The sequence below is a fragment of the Rhizobium sp. Leaf453 genome (assembly GCF_001425605.1).
Classification (GTDB): Bacteria; Pseudomonadota; Alphaproteobacteria; order Rhizobiales; family Rhizobiaceae; genus Pararhizobium.
The window spans coordinates 38085-61798 of the sequence record NZ_LMRG01000028.1 but is presented as its reverse complement, the minus strand read 5'-3'; the positions used below and the strand labels follow the sequence as shown (position 1 = coordinate 61798).

Annotated in this window: 17 protein-coding genes and 1 pseudogene; 12 read left to right on the top strand and 6 right to left on the bottom strand. The window is 59.4% G+C overall.

What is annotated here, in order from left to right; genetic code table 11:
* The first annotated feature begins 191 nt into the window (after positions 1-191).
* A complete protein-coding gene (locus tag ASG68_RS25200) occupies positions 192-2879 on the top strand; it encodes a beta strand repeat-containing protein (RefSeq protein ID WP_062584102.1) in 2688 nt (895 codons plus the stop codon).
* Positions 2851-4557: a calcium-binding protein gene (locus ASG68_RS32830; RefSeq protein ID WP_156373978.1), complete on the top strand. Its 1707-nt coding sequence runs from the start codon at positions 2851-2853 to the stop codon at positions 4555-4557. The genes ASG68_RS25200 and ASG68_RS32830 overlap by 29 nt, the downstream gene beginning before the upstream one ends.
* A gap of 35 nt (positions 4558-4592) precedes the next feature.
* Here ASG68_RS32830 and ASG68_RS25190 read toward each other — a convergent pair whose 3' ends face one another.
* A complete protein-coding gene (locus tag ASG68_RS25190; RefSeq protein WP_062584100.1) occupies positions 4593-5480 on the bottom strand; it encodes a hypothetical protein in 888 nt (295 codons plus the stop codon).
* Between the two features lie 449 nt (positions 5481-5929).
* On the opposite strand from ASG68_RS25190, the pseudogene ASG68_RS32615 reads away from it, so the two are divergent.
* Positions 5930-6982 (top strand): annotated as a pseudogene (locus ASG68_RS32615) (diguanylate cyclase domain-containing protein).
* Between the two features lie 26 nt (positions 6983-7008).
* Here ASG68_RS32615 and ASG68_RS25175 read toward each other — a convergent pair.
* Positions 7009-7941: a DMT family transporter gene (locus tag ASG68_RS25175; RefSeq protein ID WP_062584509.1), complete on the bottom strand. Its 933-nt coding sequence runs from the start codon at positions 7939-7941 to the stop codon at positions 7009-7011.
* 245 nt (positions 7942-8186) lie between these two features.
* Between ASG68_RS25175 and ASG68_RS25170 the strand changes: the two genes are divergently transcribed.
* The 3 genes from ASG68_RS25170 to ASG68_RS25160 are packed head-to-tail and all read left to right on the top strand — an operon-like array spanning position 8187 to position 11685.
* Complete coding sequence (locus tag ASG68_RS25170) at positions 8187-9338, top strand: PspA/IM30 family protein (RefSeq protein ID WP_413814043.1); 1152 nt, start codon at positions 8187-8189, stop codon at positions 9336-9338.
* A 5-nt stretch (positions 9339-9343) separates the two neighbouring features.
* Positions 9344-9991: an OB-fold-containig protein gene (locus tag ASG68_RS25165; protein ID WP_062584097.1), complete on the top strand. Its 648-nt coding sequence runs from the start codon at positions 9344-9346 to the stop codon at positions 9989-9991.
* Positions 9988-11685, top strand: a complete 1698-nt coding sequence (locus ASG68_RS25160; RefSeq protein ID WP_062584096.1) for a flotillin family protein — start codon at positions 9988-9990, stop codon at positions 11683-11685. Before ASG68_RS25165 ends, ASG68_RS25160 begins: the two co-directional genes overlap by 4 nt.
* Before the next feature lie 68 nt (positions 11686-11753).
* Here the strand turns inward: ASG68_RS25160 and ASG68_RS25155 are convergent, their stop codons facing one another.
* From ASG68_RS25155 to ASG68_RS25140, 4 genes are all read right to left on the bottom strand, one after another.
* Complete coding sequence (locus tag ASG68_RS25155) at positions 11754-12545, bottom strand: 3-methyl-2-oxobutanoate hydroxymethyltransferase (RefSeq protein ID WP_062584095.1); 792 nt, start codon at positions 12543-12545, stop codon at positions 11754-11756.
* Between the two features lie 126 nt (positions 12546-12671).
* Entirely contained in the window at positions 12672-13898 is a 1227-nt protein-coding gene (locus ASG68_RS25150; RefSeq protein ID WP_062584094.1) for an NAD(P)/FAD-dependent oxidoreductase, read from the bottom strand.
* 11 nt (positions 13899-13909) lie between these two features.
* Positions 13910-14221 (bottom strand): MocE family 2Fe-2S type ferredoxin, encoded by a 312-nt coding sequence (locus ASG68_RS25145; RefSeq protein WP_062584093.1) that lies wholly within the window; start codon positions 14219-14221, stop codon positions 13910-13912.
* Between the two features lie 31 nt (positions 14222-14252).
* Complete coding sequence (locus tag ASG68_RS25140) at positions 14253-15338, bottom strand: fatty acid desaturase family protein (protein ID WP_062584092.1); 1086 nt, start codon at positions 15336-15338, stop codon at positions 14253-14255.
* Between the two features lie 164 nt (positions 15339-15502).
* On the opposite strand from ASG68_RS25140, the gene ASG68_RS25135 reads away from it, so the two are divergent.
* The 6 genes from ASG68_RS25135 (at position 15503) to repB (ending at position 23480) form a co-directional block, all read left to right on the top strand.
* Positions 15503-16534, top strand: a complete 1032-nt coding sequence (locus ASG68_RS25135) for a LacI family DNA-binding transcriptional regulator (RefSeq protein ID WP_062584091.1) — start codon at positions 15503-15505, stop codon at positions 16532-16534.
* Between the two features lie 737 nt (positions 16535-17271).
* Positions 17272-18201: a sugar ABC transporter substrate-binding protein gene (locus tag ASG68_RS25130; RefSeq protein ID WP_062584090.1), complete on the top strand. Its 930-nt coding sequence runs from the start codon at positions 17272-17274 to the stop codon at positions 18199-18201.
* 143 nt (positions 18202-18344) lie between these two features.
* Positions 18345-19883 carry a sugar ABC transporter ATP-binding protein gene (locus ASG68_RS25125; protein WP_062584089.1) on the top strand — a complete coding sequence of 513 codons (1539 nt, stop codon included), beginning with the start codon at positions 18345-18347 and terminating at the stop codon, positions 19881-19883.
* 39 nt (positions 19884-19922) lie between these two features.
* Positions 19923-20948: an ABC transporter permease gene (locus ASG68_RS25120; RefSeq protein WP_062584088.1), complete on the top strand. Its 1026-nt coding sequence runs from the start codon at positions 19923-19925 to the stop codon at positions 20946-20948.
* A 285-nt stretch (positions 20949-21233) separates the two neighbouring features.
* Positions 21234-22445: a plasmid partitioning protein RepA gene (gene repA, locus ASG68_RS25115; RefSeq protein WP_062604032.1), complete on the top strand. Its 1212-nt coding sequence runs from the start codon at positions 21234-21236 to the stop codon at positions 22443-22445.
* Positions 22446-22517: 72 nt separating this feature from the next.
* Positions 22518-23480: a plasmid partitioning protein RepB gene (gene repB / locus ASG68_RS25110; protein WP_062584086.1), complete on the top strand. Its 963-nt coding sequence runs from the start codon at positions 22518-22520 to the stop codon at positions 23478-23480.
* Positions 23481-23714: the final 234 nt, after the last annotated feature.

The following is a 23714-nucleotide window of genomic DNA, read 5'->3' as shown; positions in this document are numbered from 1 at the left end:
GAATATGCTAAAATAATACCATGAAAAGCCGAAAATCAAAGCGACCTATGAGTTTCGAGAGTTGCGCGGGAAGGCCCCCTTCGCCATGCTTTCAAAGCTTGAGCGGGCTGCGCGACGGTGCGCCGGAATGATTTCAAAAAATCTCTTTGCGACAGTGCCTTCGAGGGCCGATTTCATCTGGGAGTGACGCTATGGCCGGCAAATGGAATGGTCTCCAGTATATTGGCGACAACACCAACGACATTGTCGTGGGCGGCAGCGGTGACGAGACGATTTTCGGCAACGAAGGTGACGATAATCTCAAGGGCGGCAAGGGCAACGACTATATCGACGGGGGCGTCGGCAGCGACGACATCGATGGCGGTGATGGCAACGACGTCCTCACCGACGTCCAGAGCATTCCCTGGGGTTTCGTCGGGCTGATCGGCCACGACACGCTGCGTGGTGGCAATGGCGACGACGAGTTGCGCTTCCAGTCCCCTGACACCGGTGACATCGCCGATGGCGGCGCGGGTATCGACCTGCTGCGGATCGACTACTCCGCGATCCTCAACAACAACATCTTCTTCACGCTCGGCCCAGTTACCAATGTCAAGGTCGACGAGGCGCTGACAGTCGCGATCAGCAATATCGAGCGTGTGATCTTCCGCGCCGGCGGTGGCAATGACTTTCTGACCGGCGGCGCTCTGGACGACTCTCTCGTGGGTGCCGGCGGCAATGACACGTTGCGCGGCATGGGTGGCAATGATTCCCTCGATGGCGGCACCGGTATCCAGGATATTGATGGCGGTACGGGCATCGACACGGCTTCGTTCGATATTTCCGGCGCCACCAATGATATCACGCTGACCAATGGCGCCAGCGTCAGCCTCGGCAGTTTCGGCAAGATCAAGAACGTCGAGATTTATTATGACGTGAAACTCGGCAGCGGCAATAACACCGTCTTGCTCACGCAAACCGCCGGGATCACCCTGACGACCGGGATTGGCGGTGACAAGATCACCACAGTCGGGTCGGCGGATATCAAATCTGGTGGGGGTGGTGATGTTATCCATGCTGGAGCACAAGGCGATGAGGTCAATCCGGGTGATGGCAATGACACGGTCTATCTCGGCGACGGTGACGTCGAGCTGAGTTATTACGACTGGTACAGCGGCGTTAACAATCGCCTCTCGACGGGTGCCGATACTGTCTATGGCGAGGGCGGCAATGATGAAATCTACACGGCGGCGGGTGCCGACAAAATCGACGGCGGCAGTGGCGACGATACGATTTATGCCGGCGCCGGTAGCGATAACGTCAAGGGCGGCGCGGGAGACGACGAAATCAACGGCGAAGCGGGCGCCGATACTCTCTACGGCGGCGATGGCAACGATACGATCGCAAGCGATCATGACGCCTATACCGATACGAACCCCACTGATGCCGATATCCTCTATGGCGGCAATGGCAACGATTATCTCGTCGCCGGCATCGGCGCGGACAAGATGTACGGCGAGGCCGGTGACGACACGCTGAGCGTCGGTGTCCAGTCGAACGGAACGATCGACCAGACTATCGACCAACTGGACGGTGGGACGGGCATCGACGTCCTGGAAGTCTTTCCGTTTAGTTTCTATGACCATGGAACCGTCGAGGTGGCACTGGCGGCGGTTACAAATATCAAGATCAACGGCGCGACTGTTGCCCAAGCCCGGAACATCGAGCGCCTGAATATCTCCGCCTATGGCGATGGCAACCAGAAGATTACCGGCGGTGCGCTGGCTGACAGGATATTTACTGGCCAGGGCAACGATACGATCCGGACGGGTGAGGGGGACGACACCGTCAGCGCCGATAACGGTATCGATCTTGTCGATACCGGTAATGGTGACGATAACGTCTCGATGGTGGTTGCCGGTACCGACAAGGTGACGCTCGGGGCCGGCACTGACCGTTTGACGATGACGACCTACTCCCCCAATACGTTCTATCCTGCACCGGTCGGGGCCGGCACCTATGATGGCGGCAGCGGCATCGATACGCTTGTCCTCAATTTCTCCTATACGAATCTGACCGACATCAAGTTCGATGGCAGCAAGCTGACCGCGGCCGGCAAACTGCTGGGCACGTTCACTGGCTTCGAGCAGGTCAATGTCTCGCTGACCGGAACGAACCCGCTGAATGTCAGTGGCGGAGCAGGCAATGACACGATTACGGGGGCCGGCGGTAACGATATCCTCTCGGGCAAGGCCGGTGACGATACGCTCAACGGCGAAAGCGGCGACGATACGCTGGATGGTGGCGATGGAAACGATATCCTCAATGCCGGTACGGGCAAGGACAAGGTCTCCGGCGGCACGGGCGACGACACGATCAACGCAACAGCTGATGTGGCATCTGATGCAATCGATGGCGGGGCGGGAACCGACAAGGTTGCGCTGACATTCCTGCCATCGATCTTCGGCCAGAAGGTGACCATGACCGGATCGCTGGCCGCCGGTGCGACGATCAAGAGCGACACAGCTGTTGTCGCGACCCTGAAGAACGTCGAGGCGCTGACGCTCTTTTCCGGTGACGCCGACGATACGCTGATCGGCGGCACGGGCGACGATTATCTCGATGCCGGTATGGGTAAGAACAGCGTCAAGACCGGCGGTGGTGACGACGATATCGTTGTCGGGCTTGACGCCAAGACCGATACCATCGACGGCGGATCGGGCTCGGACCAGTTCCGAGGCTATGCAACAGGCAATCTCGCTGTCGTCGTCACCGGCAATTTCCTCACAGCGACCACAATCAAGGTCGGCGGCGTCGTGGCGGCGAATGTCACCGGCATCGAGGCGGTGCGGCTGAGCGGTGCCTCGGGCAATGACGTGCTCCGGAACATCAGGCAATGACGAACTCTATGGAAATATGGGCTCCGATACGCTGAAAGGGCTGGCGGGCGACGACATTCTGGGCTTCTCAATCGACGCGGGCAAGGATTCTGTCGATGGCGGCGCCGGCAACGACACAGCGAGTTTTTATGTCGACTATACCGCCACCACGGGGATCAACATGACCCTCAACGGTGCTGTCACGGAGGTCCGGCAAGGTACGTCTCTCCGGGCCACAATCGTCAATGTCGAGGTGTTCACGATCTCAGGCACCGACTTTGTCGACAAGATCATCGGCGGCAATGGAGATGACCGGCTTTACGGGTATGCCGGTAACGACAAGATCAGCGGCTATGGCGGAAACGACAGGCTTTATGGTGGGGTCGGAACGGATACGCTCGATGGCGGCGCCGGCCGTGATATGGCAATTTTCTCTGATCTTGGTGCGGTGTCCATGGCCGTGACGCTGGTTAATGGTGCGGCTACGGTCTCCGTAGGCGGTGTAGCCAGCGACAAACTAATCGGAATCGAAGACATCTGGGGCGCCGGCGGCGGCGATACCATCACTGGCGATACAAATGCCAACACCATTCTCGGCGGTATGGGCAATGACACGCTGGACGGTGGCGCCGGCATCGATACGATCGATTATTCCGATCACTATGCCGGCGTCGTTCTGACGCTCGGCGGCGCCACCATTACGACGGCGACGATTGCTGCTGAGATCGACCAGATCGTCAATTTCGAAAATGCAAGGGGTGGCTATGGTGCCGATGGTCTGACCGGTAACAGTAGTGCCAACACGCTCTGGGGTCTCGGCGGCGTCGATACCTTGAAAGGTGCAGCCGGCAATGATGTGCTTGAGGGCGGGGCTGGCGGCGATCTGCTGGATGGCGGGTCTGGAACAGACACGGCGTCCTATGCCGGAGCAACAGCCGGGGTTACAGCCAGCCTGGTAACCCCCGTGACCAACACTAACGACGCGTTGGGCGATACCTATCTTTCGATCAAAAACCTGATCGGATCGGATTTCGATGATCGGTTGAATGGGAATTCAGCCGCTAACGTCCTGGATGGCGGCAAGGGCTTGGACAAACTGAGCGGCGGTGCGGGCGATGATACCTACGTGCTTGGCGCCGAGAGCGACAGCGTGACGGACGGTTCCGGCATCGACACCATCACCTCGACGATCACGCGCTCACTCGCGGGGTACACGACAATCGAAAAACTCACCCTGCTCGGCTCGGCGGCGATCAACGGGACCGGTAACGGACTTGTTAACACGATCACCGGAACGACCGGCAAGAATACGCTGTCCGGCGGCGCGGGCAACGACACGCTGAATGGCGGCCTTGGCATAGATAAGCTGATCGGTGGCGCCGATGATGACACCTTTGTGCTCAACACCAAGCTGGGATCGGCGAATATCGATCTGATCGATGATTTCGTTGTCGCGGACGACAGGATCGTGCTCGACGACGACATTTTCACCAAGGTCGGCAGTGCGGGAGATCTCACCGTGTCCGCTTTCTACATCGGCGCTAAGGCGCACGACACCAACGACCGGATCATCTACGACCAGTCGACGGGCAGGCTCTGGTACGATGCCGATGGCAGTAACAGCGGCGCAGCGGTTCAGTTCGCCTTGCTCGACAAGGCGCTGAAGATGACCGCCGCGGATTTCGATATCATCGCGTGATCAACGTCCCGATCTTGTGGACACGCGGGGCGTGGCTACTCGGGCAAAACCGCGCTTGCATAGGCGTCGTCAATGGCGCGAAACTTGACCGCCTGCCAGGCTTCGTAACTCCGGATCAGTCGTTCGGAGACATGGAGATCGCCCCTGTTTTCCGATTGGCTCCAGGCGAGCAACCCGAGATCCTTGGCCCGATTGAAAACCCTTTGCAGGTGTCCGCGCGAAAGCGTGTGACGCTTGGACACCGTGCTTGCCCGAAAATTCCCAAGCGGCACAAATCCGTCATGCGATGACTTCAGGGGTATGCGGGAGATGAGTTCGTGCAGGATGTTGCTGCCTGATTCGGTGCAGACGAAGATATCGGCTTCGAGCGGCGGCTGTGACCATCGTGGATCGAACACGAGCGATCGAACCGTAAGCGCCTGTACGCGCGCGAGAAGCTGTGGATTGCCGATAACAGCCGACACACGCGTGCCACCATCGAGCCGGTCGAGCGCTGACAGATGACTTGTCGACCATCGGCCGATCATCTCCTCTCCATAGTCGCTTAGCCGTAACGGCCGCGACCGGCGATCGCTTCCGCCGAGATCGATGACGAGCCCGTAGCGGCGCATTTCAGCAAGATGGGCGACGATGGTGTTCCTGCTCATAAGGTTCTGGTTATCGAAGAAGGCTATGAGTGCTGAAGCCGTCAATGGTGGGGCCGCCGCGTCGAGTTTCCGCTCGAAATGAAGGCCTGTAATGGCCTGGGTGATCAGCCATTTCTGGATGCTCGACACATAGCGCACGACACGCGGGTCAATGTCGTGCATCTCCAGAAGCGTGAGCGCCGTTTCTCTTAAAACCAGTCGGAACGCCGGATTTTCGAGAATGTCATCAGCCCCGGTTTCACCGTCTGATGTCTTACGCTCAGGCTTGCATGTCATTTCGGTATGCCCAGGGCAATATTGGAATTGGAGAAGGGCCTCTTCCAGGAGGCAGTCTGACAATCGAGGTAGAGGAACGGGTACGAAAATCAATGATTTTCGCTGTTTTGGGCGAACCGCGGCCACGGATGTATCAGGTCGTCTCGGTCATGCCGTGACTCATTTTTGGGTTCATCCGATCCTCGTTCCTTGGCTTTCGCCTTTTGGAAATGCGAACGAGTGGTCTCTCCGTTTGGAGTTAAAACAAACTCAAGCTGTTGATTTCAAATAACTTTGTGCGTTTCGATCGGCTTCCAAAGTTGCATTGGCTGCAATTCGTGTCTGTCGAGATACAGTTTGGAATACGATAGCTTTCAGTTTTCACGCAAGTTGTTGGTAATCAACGGCTGACCATTAACCCCGCCGTAGGTTTGTTGTTCTACCGTCGTCTGCCAGGATCGGAGGGTGTTGTGGCAGGACAGAAGGCAAAATCAGGCTTGGCGGTGCCGCCGCAACCCGTGACCGCGGCAGATGTCGCGGATCAAATCCAGGCGCTTCTGAAGACGCGCGACAATTTCCGTGATGACCTTTTGAGCGGCCTCGACGCTTTGAAGCGGGTGACGGAGGAGCGCGATCAGTTGCTCGCCCTGATCAACCAGGTTCCGGACCAGCTTTTCGTCAAGGATCTCGACTCTCGTTTTCTGGTCGCCAATCAAGCGGTTGTCGCCGACAAGTCCTTCATAGCGACTGGAGAAGCGGTTACGGTCGAAGCATTGATCGGCAAGACGGATTTCGATCTCTTCGCACCCCCGGTCGCCCAGGAATTCCGCGATATCGAAGTCCAAATCATGCAGTCGGGGCAGCCGATGCTCAGCATGATGGAGCACAATGCCTATGCGGACGGCAGCCCGAAATGGGTTTCGATGACAAAGGCGCCGCTGCGTGACAGGAACGGCGTCATCACGGGCCTCGTCGGTGTCGCTCATGATGTGACCCTGCGCAAGGAGGCCGAGGACCGTGTCCGCTTCATGGCGCATCATGATGTGCTGACAGGACTGCCGAACCGCGCCTTGCTGGTGGATCGTCTCGATCAGGCCATCCTGCAGGCGAACGAAGCCGGGCGTTCAGTCGCGATCGTCTTTCTCGATCTCGACAATTTCAAATGGGTCAACGATACCCTTGGCCATTAGGCTGGTGACAATCTGCTGACGATCGTCAGTTCCAGGATCACCGTCTGTCTGCGCGCGACCGATACGGTCGCGCGGCTCGGTGGGGACGAGTTCGTCATCCTGCTGCCCGATCCGCCGCCGGAAGTTGCACAGATGGTCGATGTGGTCGAGAGGGTGCGGAAGGCGGTCGCGGCGCCGGTCGAGATCGGCGGCCATACTTTCAATGTCACCACCAGTCTCGGTATTGCGCGCTTCCCGCTTGATGGCAAGGGGCGTGACGAACTGCTGGCGAAGGCAGATGCGGCCATGTACCGGTCGAAGAAAAACGGCCGCAACACCTTCAGTTTCGCCTGAGCTGGCCATTTACTGCCCCGACAATGTCAGACGGCGCCTGCCCTGTCCTCCTGCGCGGCCGGTGACGAGAGCGCGAAAAGACCGGCAATGATGATCATGCAGGCGCCGGCGATCGTCGTCAGGTAAGGCACTTCCCCGAAAAACAGGAAGCCCCAGAGCGGCGCCCAGAGCATGCCGGTATATTCGAACGAGGCGACCACGCTTGCCTTGGCAATCCGGTAGGCATGGGTCAGCAGTGTCATGCCGATCGCGGCGATCACGCCGCAGGATGCCATCAGCATTGCGTCTTTCGCAGTTGGCCAGACCCAGGGGCGGACCAGGAACTCGATCGACTTGTGAGTGGCCTGCTGGAAGCCGGTCGCGTGAAAGAAAGCGGCAATCAGAAGCGCGCCCGTGAGATAGACGCCATTCTGGTAGAACGCCATGACCGACGCGGTGGCTTCGTTGCTGATCTTTCGCGCCATCAGCATGGCCAGGGCATAGGTCGCGGCCGACGACAGAGATAGAAGCGCTGCCGGTTCGAACAGCCCTGCCCCTGGCTTTAGCATGATTACCACGCCGACGAAGCCGACGACAACGGCGGTGATGCGGCGCCAACCGATGGCCTCGCCAAGCATGACGGGCGCGAGCGCGATCATGAACAAAGGCACCGTGAAATAAAGCGCCACCGCATCGGCGAGCGGCAGTGCCGGAAACGCCATGTAATAGGTGGTGTAGGCGACCAGCAGCAGTGCCGCGCGGCCGACGAGCGACTTGAACTCACGGCTGAAAAGGCTGCGGAGCCCCGCCTCGAAATGGACAAGCAGCAACAGGATCGGGACTGAGACAAGGCAACGGGTGGAAACGACCTGTGTCAGGGCATAATTGCCCGACACGGCCTTGATCACCGCATCCTGCAGCGAGAACACGAAGATGCCGAGGCAGAGGAAAAAGATTCCGAGAGTGGCGCGATTCTGCACGAGGCTCCCCAAGCTGTTGGAGGCATATTGCATTTTCGCGATCGCCCTGCCTTTCCTTTCGCGACATTTCCGCGTCGATGACTGATGAATTTGCTGCCGGAGCGGGTTCAGCCATTTGTCAGTGTATCACTTTGGCACGATATGGAGGGAAATCCGGAAACTCGATATAGGTCTGCAATCTGGGATTAATCAATCGACGCCGCATGCAAAAATAAAGGGTACCACTTCTTGAAAGCACTAAAGTGGTGCTTTACGTTATATGCATGGCTCCAATGACACACAATTCGACCTTACGCTACCGGCTCGCTCCCAGCGAGGAGGCGGAACTGGCTTTGCAGGAAACGTTCGACGCCTACTCTGCCATGCTCCTGCTTCTGGAGGAGCTTGCGGCGGAAAAGGGTGGTGCCAATCTCGTTACTTTGCATGAACTTGCCTATGAAACCGTCCGCGAGCGCACTGGACTTCCTGCGCGGCTTGTCACGCTGGGCCTGCGTGACTTTGCGTCCAACCGCGGTCATCCGTCCGGACCGCCTAGGCTGCCGCTCGATGAAAAATTGTTTGCCATCAAGGGGCCGGCGGATCTGACGATTGCCACGGTGCGTGGCCGCGTCGCCATCCCCTTTGACGTCGCCGGCTATTCGCGCGGCCCGCTGAATATTTTCGCAGCCCAACTCGTTGCCGATCATGGAACCTATGAAATCCATGTCGGTGTCACCACGCATTCCGATCGAATGGAGGAAAACATGATGATGAACGAAGGCATTCTTTCTCGCATGGGGCGCCTGATCGCCGGCGTTGCCAACGCCGCGATCGACAAGGCCGAAGGAACCAACAAGATCGCCGTCGTCGAGCAGGCCCTGCGCGAAATCGATGCAGCCGCCGATGAAGCGCGCACCGATATCGGCAAGGCGCGCGCCGAGGAGTACCGCCTTCAAAGCCGTCGCGGCGAAATCACTGCCGATCTGAAGGCACTGGACGAAAAGATCCGCCTCGCCGTCTCGTCCGACCGCGATGACCTCGCCAAAGCTGGCGTGTCGCGACAGATCGACCTGGAATCCCAGGTGGCTGCCCTCGACAAGGCGCTGGCCGATGCGCGCGCCTATCTCGATGAGGGCCAGCAGGCTCTGCAGGCGGTGCTGGCTACGCGCCGGGAAGCCGAGGCGCGGCTGGTCGACCTGAAGCGCAGCCTTGCCCAGTTTCCGGAAGAGACAGGATCGGGGCGGGTGCGAGTGAGTGCCACCGATGGCGCCGCTCGCGCGGCTGCGGCTGTCTCGCGTATTACTGGCGTTCCTGTCGGGGCGAACGCAACAAGTGCTGAACTGGATGAACTGGACCGTCTTCATCGCGAACAGGCGATCGAAGCGCGACTGGCTCAGTTCAAGACGGGCAAGAACTGACGCCCATGCAGCTGTTTCTTGCGCCGGAATCCCTGCCCTTCGCGATTGCCGCCGTGATGCTGGCCGCATTGACCGGGATCGAGATCCTCTGCCTGCTGGTCGGTTTTTCGCTCGGCGAGGCGATCGACAAGGCCCTGCCCGACGATCACGGCGGTATGCTGGGGCTGATGTCGTGGTTGAATGTCGGCGGAGTACCGATCCTGATTCTCATCATGCTGCTGCTCGGATTCTTCGCCATTATCGGATTCGTCATCCAGAGCGTCGCGCATGCCGTCGGAATCTCACTGCCCGCTACGCTTGCCGCCCTGCCCGCCTTCGTTCTGGCGCTTCCGGCGGTGCGGGCTTCCAGCCGCACCGGGGCGCGCATCGTGCCGAGGGATGAGACCTATGCGGTCGAGATGAGCGAATTCGTCGGACGTACCGGCGAAGTCACCGTCGGTCCGCTCGATCAGGGATTGCCGGGCAGCGTGCGGGTCAAGGACCAGCACGGCAACTGGCATAGTCTGAGAGCGCGTGCCGCCAAGAGTGAGAACCCGATTGCGATCGGCACGACGGTCCTGCTCGTCGACCATGTTTCCAATATCTACATCGCCATCCGTGCGACGTCGGACATTTTTCCGACACCCGGACCCACATCAACGGAGCTATCATGATCTACGATCTTCTCCTGCCTGCCGGCATCGGCATTGTCCTGATCCTCGGCATCGGTTTCGTTCTCGCATCGCTCTACACCCGCTCCAGCCGCGATGAAGCCTATGTGCGTACCGGTCTTGGCGGACAAAAGGTGGTTCTGGATGGCGGCTCCGTCGTCCTGCCGATCTTCCACTCGATCGCCCGCGTCAACCTGAAAACCTTGCGGCTCGAAGTGCGCCGCGGCGAGGGCGATGCCCTGATCACCAAGGACCGCATGCGCGTTGATATCGGCGCGGAATTCTATGTCCGCGTCAAGCCGGATGCATCGTCGATCGCGCTTGCCGCCCAGACGCTGGGCAACCGGACGAATGATGCAGAACAATTGCGCGTGCTGATCGAAGCGAAATTCGTCGACGGCCTGCGTTCCGTTGCCGCCACAATGACACTGGACGCCCTGCAGGAACAGCGCATGGACTTCGTCAAGGCGGTGCAGGAAGCGGTTGGCGCCGACCTCCAATCGAACGGTCTCGAGCTGGAATCGGTCTCGCTGACCCGCCTCGACCAGACGGATATCAAGCACTTCAACGCCAACAACTTCTTCGATGCTCACGGTCTGGCGGCGCTGACCCGCATCACCGAGGGTCGCAAGAAGGAGCGCAACGAAATCGTGCGCGATACCGAAGTGGCGATCGCGCAGAAAGACCTGGAGGCCCGCCAGCAGTCACTGGCGATCGAGCGGACGAAGCGTGAGGCGGAACTCAGCCAGGAGCGCGATATCGCCAACAAGTCGGCCGCGACCCGCGCCGAAACCGCCCAGCAGGAGCAGGCCGCCAAGCGCGCCGAAGAAGAGGCCCGTATTGCCTCCCAGCAGGCGATTGCGGAAGCTGAAGCCCTCGCCAAGCAGGTCCGCGAAAGCGCCAATATCGCAGCCACTCGCGCAGTCCAGCAGCGCGATACCGAGGCTAAGCGTGACCTTCAGATCGTCGCCCAGGAAAGCGCGATTGCCGTTGCCAACAAGAGCCGGGAGGAATCCGAGGCCAAGGCACAGGCCGAAAATGCCCGTGCGCTGGCGATCGCGGCCGAGGAAAAGGTTGGAACCGCCAAGGCGGTCGAAATCGCCGAACGCGAACGCCTGATCGCCGTCATCGATGCGCGCAAGCGTGCTGAAACCGAGGCAACGGCCGTGACCGTTGGCGCCGAGGCCGAAAAGCAGGCTGCGTCCGACCAGGCCGATGCTATCAAGACGCTGGCAACCGCCGAAGCCGATGCGGCGATCATCCGGGCGAAGGGCGTGCTCGAAACCGGCAAGGCCGAGGCTGAAAGTGCCGCTTTGCTCAACGAAGCCCGCAACAAGCTGAGTGCCGCCATCATCGACTTCGAAATCCTGCGTGAGCGGATCCGTATCATTCCCGAAGCCTTGGCCGAAGCGGTCAAGCCGATCGAAAAGATTTCCGACATCCGCATCTTTGACACCGGCGGCATGCTGGGGCGCGGTGGCGGTGCTGCCGGCGGAAGCGGTGTCGGCATGGGCGAGGGCTTGGCTGGACAACTGCTCGCCTACCAGGCCAACAAGCCGATCCTCGACAAACTGCTGAAGGAGGCAGGCTTCGAAGGCGACAACGCGGTCTCGGCCCTGCTCGGCAATCTGCAGGGCAACAAGACCGTCATCGTCGAAGAAGTAGATGAGGACGAAGAGGACGAAACCGCGAAGTAGTATGCAGTAGCAGCGACGGGGCGGGTAATTCCGCCCCGTTTTGTGTTGGGCTTTGCTGTAACAAAAGTTCAGTCCAGCGATGCCACAAAAGCTTCAAGCTCAGCCCGCTCGATCCCGACGAGATGCTCCCGGGCGGGATAAACCCCGGATTTGACGTCGGCTACATATTCCGAGAATGCGGCGATGCGCTCCTGCTGCAGGCGGTCGTATTCTGCCGCGAAATTGCGGTAGATCTTGGCGTGGCGCGGGACATGGCCCTTGTTGGAGCCGAGAACGTCATCGGTGAAGAGATATTGGGCGTCACAGCCTGTGCCTGCGCCCATGGAAAGCATCAGCATGGAGGTACGCTTGCTGATCTCGGCGGCGACTTCGCCGGGCACGACCTCTATTTCGGCGGCAAAGGCCCCGGCTTCCTCAAGTGCCTTAGCTTGCCGCCAGATTTCGAGCGCACTCTCGGCCGTCTTGCCGACGGCGCGGAAGCCGCCTGTCCAGGTTGCCTTCGACGGAATGAGACCGAGATGACCGCAGACCGGTATGCCCTCTTCACGCATGCGGCGGACGATGCCGAGACCCGCGGCGCAATAGACGGCGTCGCCGCCGGCTTTCAGCGCTTGGAAGGCAGCGCGGATATACTCGTCGGCCGTGACGAGGTCGCCATATTCGAGGCCCGGAAAGGCAAAGACAGAGGGCGCCGCCTCGCGAAACGCCGGGCCAAGCAAGGCTGGCGGCACGGAGACGAGATCGACCCCTGCCCGCTCGGCAGCATCCGCCTCGTCCAGCGTCTCGACGCGCAGCATGCTCAGCTGCCGCTTTCCCTTCATGGATAGAAGGTCTGCGACGGTAGGGCGACGGTGTCTCATGGGGTTCCTCCAGGCGTGCGCGATGAGGGCTTTGCCGCCGTCGCCGTGTGATTTGTCATTGATTTGACGCAGAACGCCGCAATCCGCTGTCGCGACGTCCTGAAAGAAGGGTTTCAGCTGTTACTGTCAGGCAGCCAGCAGGCTTTTCAGCTTCGTCCCCGGCGCCGCGAGGGCATCGGGATCGGGACGCACGCCGGCGGCGATCATCATTTCGGCGAGGCGGATATCACGGGCGATCGAATTGCCTGTGCCGATGCCGCTGGCGGCGATCAACCGGCCGGTTTCATCGAGATGGAACAGGATGAACGCGCCTTCGGCGACCTCCCGGCGAACGGTCAGCGTCGCGCCATCGGCCATTCCGGCAATCTGCAGCGTCAGGTCGTATTGATCCGACCAGAACCAGGGGACCGCCGAGACGGTGGCACCCTCGCCCATCAGATTGGCGGCGGCCAAGTTGCCTTGGTCGTGGGCATTGCGCCAGGCTTCCAAGCGCAGGCGCCGGCCACCGTAATGCGAAAGCGGAAAGGAGCAGCAATCGCCGGCGGCAAAGATGTCAGGCGCCGATGTCCTCAAGTGTTCGTCGACGGCGATGCCATTGTCGATCGCAAGGCCTGCGTCACGGGCCAGTTCGACATTCGGAACGGCGCCGATGCCGACGACGATCATGTCCGCGCTAATCGTACGGCCGTCGGCAAGGCGGATATGGGCAGCGTCTCCATCTTCGCTCAGGCTTTCGATCCTGGCGCCACAGAGCAGTTCGACCCCTTCCGCCCGGTGCCGATCCGCGACGATGGCGGCAATCGGCTCGGGCACGCCGCGTGACAGGATGCGCGGCAAGCCTTCAACCAGCGTCACTGCGACGCCCAGCTTGCGGGCAGTGGCGGCCAGTTCCAGTCCGATGAAGCCACCGCCGATGACGGCGAGATGTTTGCCGGGCTGCAAAGCATTGCGGATCTCGACCGCGTCCCCGTGGGTGCGCAAAGTCCGGATCCGGTGATTGTCGCCCGAAAGCCCAGGAAAGGGTCGCGGGCGGGCACCCGTCGTTAACAAAAGCTGGTCATAGGCAAGAATGACGCCATTGGAGAGCCTGACGATCTTGCCAGCCGGATCAATGCTCTCGGCAGTGACGCCGGTCAGAACCTCGATGCCGGCCTCCGCATATTGCGCCAACTCGGAAACGAGCTTCGGCGCATGGCCGTGCAGGAGGGCTTCCTTCGACAGCGGCGGGCGCTCGTAGGGAAGATGTGTTTCCGCGCCGACAAGCGTGACGCGTCCATCAAAGCCCTTTTCTCTGAGTGCGAAGGTGGCGCGGGCGCCGCACTCCCCTGCTCCGATGATGACGATGTGTGACATGGACGGTTCTTTCACAGCGAGATGTAGACGGTGCCGGCTTCGACCTTGACCGGATAGGTCTTCAGGTTGACGCAGACGGGAGCACCCTTGGCTTCGCCGGTCTTGTAGTTGAACCGGCCATTGTGCTTCGGACATTCGATGATGTCGTCCATCACCAGTCCATCGGCGAGATGGATCTTTTCATGGGTGCAAAGCCCGGCGGTAGCAAAGAACGTGTCGTCAGGGCTGCGATAAACAGCGAATGTCATTCCGCCGTGATCGAACCGGATGACGTCTTCCTCGTCGATCTTGTCCGTCGCGCACACTTCTACCCAGTTGCTCATTGTGTCCTCCCTTGGATGTTCAGTACCGGCTCTATTCGGCGGCGATCGGTGCTGCGTGAAGCTCTTCCCGATAAGGCTTGGCCGTCGGGGGCAGTTCGCGCTTGAGGAAATAATCCTCGTTCTTCAATTGGCGCAGGAAGGCGGGAATCATCTCGCGATAGCCTTCCAGCATGGATGCATTCGGCCGCGGCAGGTCGTGCTTGATCATTTCATGCAGTTGCGGCAGGGCGTGATAGGGCACCATCGGGAACATGTGATGTTCGACATGGTAGTTCATGTTCCAGTACACGAACCGGCTGAAGGGGTTCATGTTGACGCTGCGGCTGTTCAGTCGATGATCGATGACATTGTCGGCAAGGCCGCCATGCTGCAGCAGGCCGGTCAGCACATGATGCCAGGCACCATAGAGACGCGGCAGGCCGATCAGCATTAGCGGCAAGATGGAGCCCATATAAACGGCGAGAGCAATCGTCGCGGCGTAGATCAACACCCAGATGCGGGCAATCCGGATGGCGCGCGGCTGTTCCTGCTCGGGAATGAAGGTTTTTTCCGCATCACTGATGATGCCGGCCGCATTGCGGATCATGTCGATCATCGCATAGCCGGCATCGAGGATGCCGAAGAAATTCAGCATCAGGCGGAAAAGGTCCGGCGGGCGCATGACGGCGATTTCCGGGTCGCGACCGACAATGACCGTGTCGGTGTGATGGCGCGTATGGCTCCAGCGCCAGGTGACCGGATTGCGCATGATCATGAAACAGGCGATCTCATAGACGGCATCGTTCATCCAGCGCGTCTTGAAGGCTGTGCCGTGGCCGCATTCATGCCAACGCGAATCCGAAGCGGAGCCATACATCACACCGTAGATGAGGAAGAAGGGTACGCACCACCACGAACCCCAGAAGTAAACGCCGGCCGCACCGGTAACCAGCATGCTGCCCAGCCACAGGATCGTATCGCGAATGGCCGGGCCATCCTCGCGCTTCATCAATTCCTTCATCTGCTTGCGCGGAATGTCGGTATGATACCACTCGGCGGCGGAAAGCCCGCTTTCGACCGCGGCCTTCGCATCACGGCCAAGCAGGCTGTAATCGCGTTTGCTGGCACCCTTTTCCATCTTGTCCTCCCTGCGTCAGGTCCGGCATTGCCGTCGGCCTGGTGCTGTCGTCGTTGAGAGAACGATAGGTTGACTTTTCCGACAGCTCAATGCAGCCTTGCAATAATCTATCAAAACACATCAAATCTTGCATAGTGTGATGATGGTTTTTATCAGGAGAGACGATGAGCACGCGACCCACGATTACCGATCTTGCCAAGGCTGCAGGCGTCAGCGTCGCCACAGTCGATCGTGTGCTGAACGGCCGTCACAAGGTGCGGGAGGAGACGGCCCGCCGCGTTTACGATGCGGCCAAGGCAATCGGCTATCACGCCGTCGGTCTGCTGCGGCAGAGGGTTTTCGAGGATCTGCCGAAATATCGGCTGGGCTTTGTTCTGCAGAAGCCGAACCAGTTCTTCTATCAGTCGATGACGAAGGAGATTGAAAACGCCGCGCTGAACATGCCGGGTGTCCGTATCATTCCGCAGATCGATTACAATATGAGTGGGACACCGGTTGCTCTATGCGAGAAGCTCAGGGCGGTTGCCGCGCGCAATCAGGCCGTTGCGCTGGTCTGCCCGGATCACCCGGCGGTCACGGCCGTGGTCGAGGAGCTACGGGACAAGGGTATTCCCGTCTTCTCGCTGCTATCGGATTTCGCCGCCGGCGTGCGGGAAGGCTATGTCGGGCTGAACAACCGCACGGTGGGGCGCACGGCCGCTTGGATGATCGCCAAGGCTGCCCGCAAACCCGGTAAGGTCGCAACCTTTATCGGTAGTCACCGCTTTCACGGCCACGAACTGCGCGAGATCGGGTTCCGCTCCTATTTCCGCGAGAACGCACCAGAGTTTGAGGTTCTGGATACGCTGGTCAATCTCGACACGGCCGAAATCACCCATGAGGCGACTGTCAATCTGTTGCAGCAGCATCCGGATCTGATCGGCTTCTACGTTTGCGGGGGTGGTATGGAAGGCGCGATCACGGCGCTCGCCGAGGAGAAGATGGCCGGCAAACTACTCGTTGTGGTCAACGAGCTCACGCCGGAATCACGTGCGGCCTTGGCGGAGGACCTGGTGACCATGGCGATTTCGACCCCGGCGGCGATGGTTTCGCGGGAACTGGTCCAGCAGATGGTCGCTGCTGTCGATCGCGGCGTGCCTGGAGTGCCCGGTCAAACCTTTCTTCCCTTCGATATTTTTACGCCGGAAAACATCTGAAGGGCCTGCTTTGAGAGAATTATCTCACGCCATTTTTTCAATTCCATCACGGATGCAAGGGAAAGTCTTAGCTTCCCTTTGACTGCATGACGTTAGTCGAGGAATCTTCCCCCAAAAGCCATACGGTGTCCTCGTTCTCGTTAATGGGGCTCCGGTTTGAAATTTTCCCCAGCGGTGCGCAGCCGAAGCCACTGCGCAGCTTGGTGGTGTCGTTGGAGCGGCGCTTTCCAAGTGCTGTATGATACGTTCTAGTATTGAATCTGAGGGGAAGAAAAATTCCATCTGGAACTGGTTGAGGCCGGCAAGATTTTTGGCGTGTCGATATAAACTTGGCCATCGCGGCATACGCGTTCCGTGCCGGATTTCCATTGATCCTCTAGTTAATTCCCACATCGGGGATCGCGCCTAAGAACCTCGGAAATATTGCCAATCGTACGCATTTTCTCGTGTTTCGCCCGTTTAACGATCTTTCTCAGGGACGTCGCTGCGAGGGTGTTTGAGCAAGGGTCGGCGCCCGCGGATGTTTTTGCAGGAATATCAGTTGACGCGTACTTGACGTCGGAATTATAAAATGGAATACATATTCCGTCTTATCGAAATATCGGTTTGTTTATTCTGTTTTTGGACGGAGACCGCCGGGGAGAGGCGGGAGTAAGGAAATGGGCATCGCCGTGCGACGGGATGCTTCCGGCTTGTGGAGGGTGGTCGCCGGACACCGTTTTGTGGAGGAATAAATCATGAAGAAACTGATCCTGTGCGCGGCACTGGCTGTGATGATGTCGACCGCCGCCCATGCGGAAACCGTTGGCGTCTCGATGGCGAAGTTCGACGACAACTTCCTGACCGTTCTGCGCAACGGCATGCAGGACTATGCAGGCACACTGAGCGGCGTGACGTTGCAGGTCGAAGACGCGCAGAACGATGTTGCCAAGCAGCAGAGCCAGATCCAGAACTTTATCGCTGCCGGCGTCGATGCGATCATCGTCAATCCGGTCGATACCGATGCGACGGCAGCCATGTCGAAGATCGCCGAAGAAGCCAAGATCCCGCTGGTTTACGTCAACCGCGAGCCGGTCAACATCGACACGCTGCCGGAAAACCAGGCTTTCGTTGCATCCAACGAAGCTGACTCCGGCACGCTGGAAACCAAGGAAGTCTGCCGGCTTCTCGGCGGCAAGGGTAAGGTTGTCGTCATGATGGGCGAACTGTCGAACCAGGCAGCCCGCATGCGCACCAAGGACGTCCATGACGTCATCGCGACCGACGAATGCAAGGGCCTCGAGATCGTCGAAGAGCAGACCGCAAACTGGTCGCGCACCGAGGGCGCCGACCTCGTGACCAACTGGCTCTCCGCTGGTACCGAGTTCGACGCTGTTATCGCCAACAACGACGAGATGGCGATCGGCGCCATCCAAGCGCTGAAGGCGGCCGGCAAGGACATGAGCAAGATCGTCATAGGCGGCGTCGACGCCACCCAGGACGCACTGGCTGCCATGGCCGCAGGTGATCTCGACGTGACCGTGTTCCAGAACGCTGCCGGCCAGGGCAAGGGTGCGCTCGATGCGGCCCTGAAACTCGCCAAGGGTGAAAAGGTCGAGAAGAAGGTCTACGTTCCTTTCGAACTGGTGACCCCGGAAAACCTCAAGGACTACCAGGCCAAGAACTAAGCCTGCATCATACCGGGGCGCGGCTTGTCCGCGCTCCGGACTGCCCGGTTTCCGCAGCGGCCAGTGGTGCCGCCAGAAACCATGGAGAGCCGACGCGCGACGCGCGGGCTCCGGCCGAAAACGGCGACAGGGAGACATCTAACATGGTCAGTCCGACAACCATCGCAGCGGTTCGCGCCAGTGGCGCCGTGCCGAATGCGGAATATCTTCTCGCCGTCGAAGGCGTCCGCAAGGAATTCCCGGGTGTGGTCGCGCTCGACGATGTTTCGTTTCGTCTGAAGCGCGGCACGGTGCATGCGCTAATGGGCGAAAACGGCGCCGGCAAGTCGACGCTGATGAAAATCCTCGCCGGTATCTATACGCCCGACAAGGGCGACGTGAAATTCAAGGGTGTCGATATCCGCCTGAAGTCGCCGCTCGATGCGCTCGAAAACGGCATCGCGATGATCCATCAGGAACTCAATCTGATGCCGTTCATGACGATTGCGGAAAACATCTGGATCCGGCGCGAGCCGCTCACCCGGTTCGGTTTTGTCGACCATGGCGAGATGAACCGCAAAACTGCCGAGCTTTTCAAGCGCCTGAACATCGCGCTTGATCCGCAGTCGGAAGTCCGTGATCTCTCGATCGCCAACCGGCAGATGGTCGAGATCGCCAAGGCTGTTTCCTATGAGAGCGACGTTCTGATCATGGACGAGCCGACCTCGGCGCTGACCGAGCGCGAGGTCGCGCATCTCTTTACCATCATCCGCGACCTGCGCAGCCAGGGTATCGGCATCGTCTATATTACCCACAAGATGAACGAGCTGTTCGAGATCGCCGACGAGTTTTCGGTGTTCCGTGACGGCAAGTATATCGGCACGCACGCCTCCACCGACGTGACGCGCGATGACATCATCCGCATGATGGTTGGCCGGGAGATCACCCAGATGTTCCCGAAAGAAGAGGTTCCGATCGGCGATGTCGTGCTGTCGGTGAAGGACCTCTGTCTGAAGGACGTCTTTCATGACGTGTCCTTCGAGGTTCGCGCAGGCGAGATCCTCGGCGTCGCCGGCCTTGTCGGTTCAGGCCGGTCGAATGTTGCCGAAACCCTGTTTGGCGTGACGCCCGCAAGCTCGGGATCGATCGCGATCAACGGCAAGCAGGTCAACATCGGTTCTCCGACCGAAGCCATCCGCAACCGCATGGCTTTCCTGACGGAAGACCGCAAGGACACGGGCTGCCTGCTGATCCTCGACATCCTGGAAAACATGCAGATCGCGGTGCTTCAGGACAAGTTCGTCAAGATGGGCTTTGTCGATGAAAAGGGCATTTCGGCGAAATGCGAGGAAATGGCCCGCAAGCTCAGGGTAAAGACGCCGAACCTGCAGGAGCGGATCGAAAACCTTTCGGGCGGCAACCAGCAGAAGGCCCTGATCGGCCGGTGGCTTCTGACCAACCCGCGCATTCTTATTCTCGACGAGCCGACCCGCGGTATCGATGTCGGCGCCAAGGCGGAAATTCATCGCCTCGTTACCGAACTGGCACGCGACGGCGTCGCCGTCATCATGATCTCGTCGGAGATGCCGGAAGTTCTCGGCATGAGCGATCGCGTCATGGTCATGCACGAAGGCCGTGTCACCGGCTTCCTCGATCGGGCGGAAGCAACCCAGGTCAAGGTCATGGAACTCGCAGCGCAGTGATGGCGCGCTTTTAGAAATACCATCAGGGAGGACCAAGATATGAATACCAAGCTGGAAGCCTCGGTCGCAGGCGTGGCGCCAACGCCGCACAAGCGGCGCATGCCGCCCGAGTTTAACATTTTTCTGGTGCTTGTCGGCATCGCGCTGGTCTATGAAATCCTCGGCTGGATTTTCGTCGGTCAGAGCTTCCTGATGAACCCGCAGCGCCTGACGATCATGGTTCTGCAGGTGGCGGTCATCGGCATCATTGCCGTCGGCGTCACGCAGGTCATCATCACCGGCGGTATCGACTTGTCTTCCGGCTCCGTCGTCGGCATGACGGCGATGTTCGTGGCCAGTCTCGCGCAGGCATCGACCTGGCCTCGGGCGCTCTACCCTGCCCTCACCGACATGCCGGCAATTGTCCCGATCGGGGCCGGTCTCCTGATTGGTCTGCTCGCCGGGTACATCAACGGACAGCTGATCGCACGAACGAAGATCCCGCCCTTCATTGCCACCCTCGGAATGATGGTTTCTGCCCGCGGCGTCTCCAAGTGGTACACGAAGGGCCAGCCGGTCTCCGGCCTGACGGAACAGTTCAATTTCATCGGCACGGGTATCTGGCCGGTCATCGTCTTCCTCGTCGTCGCCCTGATCTTCCATGTCGCCCTGCGCTATACCCGCTACGGTAAGTTCACCTATGCAATCGGTGCGAACGTGCAGGCCGCCCGCGTCTCCGGCATCAATGTCGAGGCGCATCTCGTCAAGGTCTACGCCATCGCCGGCATGCTGGCCGGTCTCGCCGGCGTGGTGACCGCCGCCCGGGCACAGACGGCGCAGGCAGGTATGGGCGTGATGTATGAACTCGATGCGATTGCGGCGACAGTCATCGGCGGCACATCGCTCACTGGCGGCGTCGGTCGGATCACCGGTACAGTGATCGGAACCGTCATCCTCGGGGTCATGACCTCAGGCTTTACCTTCCTGCGGGTCGATGCTTACTACCAGGAAATCGTCAAGGGCCTGATCATCATCGCCGCCGTCGTCATCGACGTCTACCGGCAAAAGAAACGCAAGACAGCCTGATAAAATCGCTGTCATCTTTTGCCCGTTTCTCCCCAGGCAAGCAGACGACGCGAATGGCCGACCGACACGGTTGGCTTCAAGAGCGCGGTAGTGGCATCATGCTGCTGCCGCGCCTTTGTTTTGAGCCCTCCCCTCCCCTTCTCCGCGGCGAAAAATAAAATCGTTCAGAACCAGCGGTGTAATCTTTCGTTAACCCTAAATTCCTTGTGTATGACAGGCGGCAGCATTAGTAACGGTTATCGGCGTGAATCAGCCATAAAATCGTTATTTGAAAGTATGTCTCCAATGAACGCTAATTTGGCAATTTCGACAGAATCCGGTTCCCAGCATTTCGAAGACCAGATTCTCGAGCAGGGCGACCTGATCTCGAAGAAGCTTCATCTCCTCAGCGTCCAGCGTTTTCCGCCCAATGCCCGCAAGAACCTGCGGTCATTTAGCCTTGCTGAGGTGGCCGATTATATCGGTGTTTCGCAGAGCCACTTGAAGAAGCTGCATCTCGAAGGAAAAGGCCCTGCCCCGCAAACGTCGCCGACGGGACGGCGAACCTATAGCGCCGAGCAGATGCTGGAACTGCGCGAATATCTCGATCAGAACGGCCGCTCGGAAGCCAAGATGTATGTGCCGCATCGGCGTCCCGGTGAAAAGCTGCAGGTGATCGCGGTGGTGAACTTCAAGGGCGGTTCCGGCAAGACGACGACAGCGGCGCATCTGGCGCAGTATCTGGCCCTGACCGGCCACCGCGTTCTGGCCGTCGATCTCGATCCGCAGGCGTCCTTGTCTTCGCTACATGGCTTTCAGCCGGAAAGGGACCAGACCCCATCGCTCTACGATGCTATCCGCTATGACGACCAGAAGAAGCCGCTGGCCGACATCATCCATTCGACGAACTTCCCGGGGCTCGATATCGTCCCGGCCAATCTCGAGCTGCAGGAGTTCGAGTACGACACACCGCTCGCGATGAGCAACAAGGGATCGACCGAGGGCAAGACCTTCTTCACCCGCATCGGCAAGGCGCTGGCCGAGGTCGATGACCGGTATGACGTCGTCGTCATCGACTGCCCTCCCCAACTCGGATACCTGACGATCACCGCCCTGACGGCGGCGACCAGCGTACTGATCACCATCCATCCGCAGATGCTCGACGTTATGTCCATGGGGCAGTTCCTGTTGATGCTGGGCGGCATCCTCAAGCCGATCCGCGCAGCCGGCGCCGCCGTCAATCTCGAATGGTATCGCTATCTGATCACCCGCTATGAACCGACGGATGTGCCACAGGCCCAGATGGTCGGTTTCATGCAGTCGATGTTCAATCAGAACATGCTCAAGAACCAGATGCTGAAATCGACAGCGATCTCGGACGCCGGCATCACCAAGCAGACGCTCTACGAGGTGGAGAGGGCGCAGATGATCCGCTCGACCTATGAGCGGGCGATCGAGTCGGTCGATACTGTCAATGCCGAGATTGCCGCATTGATTCATGCTTCCTGGAAACGGTAGATTGTTGTCAGCTGACAAAAATCGACTTTTCTGACAATAATTCAAATAGATAACATAGTTGGAGCTGACATCATGGCCCGGAAAAACCTGCTCGCAGGCCTCATGGATCAGAACGATACTACCGACACCCCAGCCTATCCGATGCGTGGTGCTTCGAAGACCATGATCCGTTCCATCGATGAGCTCGCCAAGCAGGCTGAAAAGCTGATGGAAGGCGAAACCATCGTCGATATCGATCCCGATACGATCGACGGCTCGTTCGTGACCGATCGCATGGAGGATGATAGCGAGCAGTTCCAGGATTTGTTGCGCGCCATGCAGGAGCGGGGACAGGATTCGCCGATCCTGGTGCGCCCCCATCCGCAGACCGATGGCCGCTACCAGATCGTCTTCGGACATCGACGGGTGCGTGCTGCCCGGCAACTCGGGCGGCCTGTGCGGGCCGTGATCAAGGCACTGGACGATCGCACCCATGTGATTGCCCAGGGACAGGAAAACTCCGCGCGCGCCAACCTGACCTTCATCGAGCGTGCGGCCTTTGCCCGCCGGCTGGAGGATCTCGGCTACGACCGCGAGACGATCATGTCGGCGCTTTCGGCCAATGCGGCTTCGGTCTCGAAGATGATGAGTGTCACGGAGCGCATTCCGGCTGGCATCATCGAGCGGATCGGATCAGCCGCCTCGATCGGCCGCGAGCGCTGGGTGGAACTGTCGCTGTTGATCGGTCGGCCGAATAATCTCACGAAGGCAAACGACATTCTCGATGCCGAGGATACGATGTCTCTGGACAGCAGCGCTCGGTTCAATGCGTTAATGGCGGGACTGAAGACGACGGCGAAGCGGGTGACGAAGTCCGTCGCCACGGGCACCACATGGGCATCGGCGGACAGCAGCATCTCGGCGCAGATCAAGAGCGACAGTTCGGGCTTTTCGCTCTCTCTCAAGGCCGGGAACGGAGCCAAATTCGGCAGGTTCCTCGCCGACAATCTCGATGCGCTCTATGACCGGTTCCTGAAGGATGGCGATCGGGGCTGATCTTGCGCCCCGGACCTTGAAGAACGGCGGCAGATCGATGTGCCGCCGTTTTGCTTTGTCATGGGCATCGCGGACCCAGCCAGAAGCAAGTCCGGCAGGCAGAATAAGGGCGTAAGGGGCAGGTGGCCTGCTCTATATTCGGGGTCATTTTTCCGGAGAAATTTGGCTGGAGTCGCATTTCAGGCCATGAAATCGGCAAAGGACGCAGCGCGGATACGAAGCGTTAACTATATG

What these genes read in the sequence shown, in the direction of transcription:
- ASG68_RS25130 (WP_062584090.1), top strand. Translation starts at nt 17,272, where the DNA reads ATGAAGAAACTGATCCTGTGCGCGGCACTGGCTGTGATGATGTCGACC.
- ASG68_RS25150 (WP_062584094.1), bottom strand. Translation starts at nt 13,898, where the DNA reads ATGTCACACATCGTCATCATCGGAGCAGGGGAGTGCGGCGCCCGCGCC.
- ASG68_RS25165 (WP_062584097.1), top strand. Translation starts at nt 9,344, where the DNA reads ATGCAGCTGTTTCTTGCGCCGGAATCCCTGCCCTTCGCGATTGCCGCC.
- ASG68_RS25135 (WP_062584091.1), top strand. Translation starts at nt 15,503, where the DNA reads ATGAGCACGCGACCCACGATTACCGATCTTGCCAAGGCTGCAGGCGTC.
- ASG68_RS25190 (WP_062584100.1), bottom strand. Translation starts at nt 5,480, where the DNA reads ATGACATGCAAGCCTGAGCGTAAGACATCAGACGGTGAAACCGGGGCT.
- ASG68_RS25140 (WP_062584092.1), bottom strand. Translation starts at nt 15,338, where the DNA reads ATGGAAAAGGGTGCCAGCAAACGCGATTACAGCCTGCTTGGCCGTGAT.
- ASG68_RS25200 (WP_062584102.1), top strand. Translation starts at nt 192, where the DNA reads ATGGCCGGCAAATGGAATGGTCTCCAGTATATTGGCGACAACACCAAC.
- ASG68_RS25160 (WP_062584096.1), top strand. Translation starts at nt 9,988, where the DNA reads ATGATCTACGATCTTCTCCTGCCTGCCGGCATCGGCATTGTCCTGATC.
- ASG68_RS25125 (WP_062584089.1), top strand. Translation starts at nt 18,345, where the DNA reads ATGGTCAGTCCGACAACCATCGCAGCGGTTCGCGCCAGTGGCGCCGTG.
- repA (WP_062604032.1), top strand. Translation starts at nt 21,234, where the DNA reads ATGAACGCTAATTTGGCAATTTCGACAGAATCCGGTTCCCAGCATTTC.
- repB (WP_062584086.1), top strand. Translation starts at nt 22,518, where the DNA reads ATGGCCCGGAAAAACCTGCTCGCAGGCCTCATGGATCAGAACGATACT.
- ASG68_RS25155 (WP_062584095.1), bottom strand. Translation starts at nt 12,545, where the DNA reads ATGAGACACCGTCGCCCTACCGTCGCAGACCTTCTATCCATGAAGGGA.
- ASG68_RS25120 (WP_062584088.1), top strand. Translation starts at nt 19,923, where the DNA reads ATGAATACCAAGCTGGAAGCCTCGGTCGCAGGCGTGGCGCCAACGCCG.
- ASG68_RS25145 (WP_062584093.1), bottom strand. Translation starts at nt 14,221, where the DNA reads ATGAGCAACTGGGTAGAAGTGTGCGCGACGGACAAGATCGACGAGGAA.
- ASG68_RS32830 (WP_156373978.1), top strand. Translation starts at nt 2,851, where the DNA reads ATGACGTGCTCCGGAACATCAGGCAATGACGAACTCTATGGAAATATG.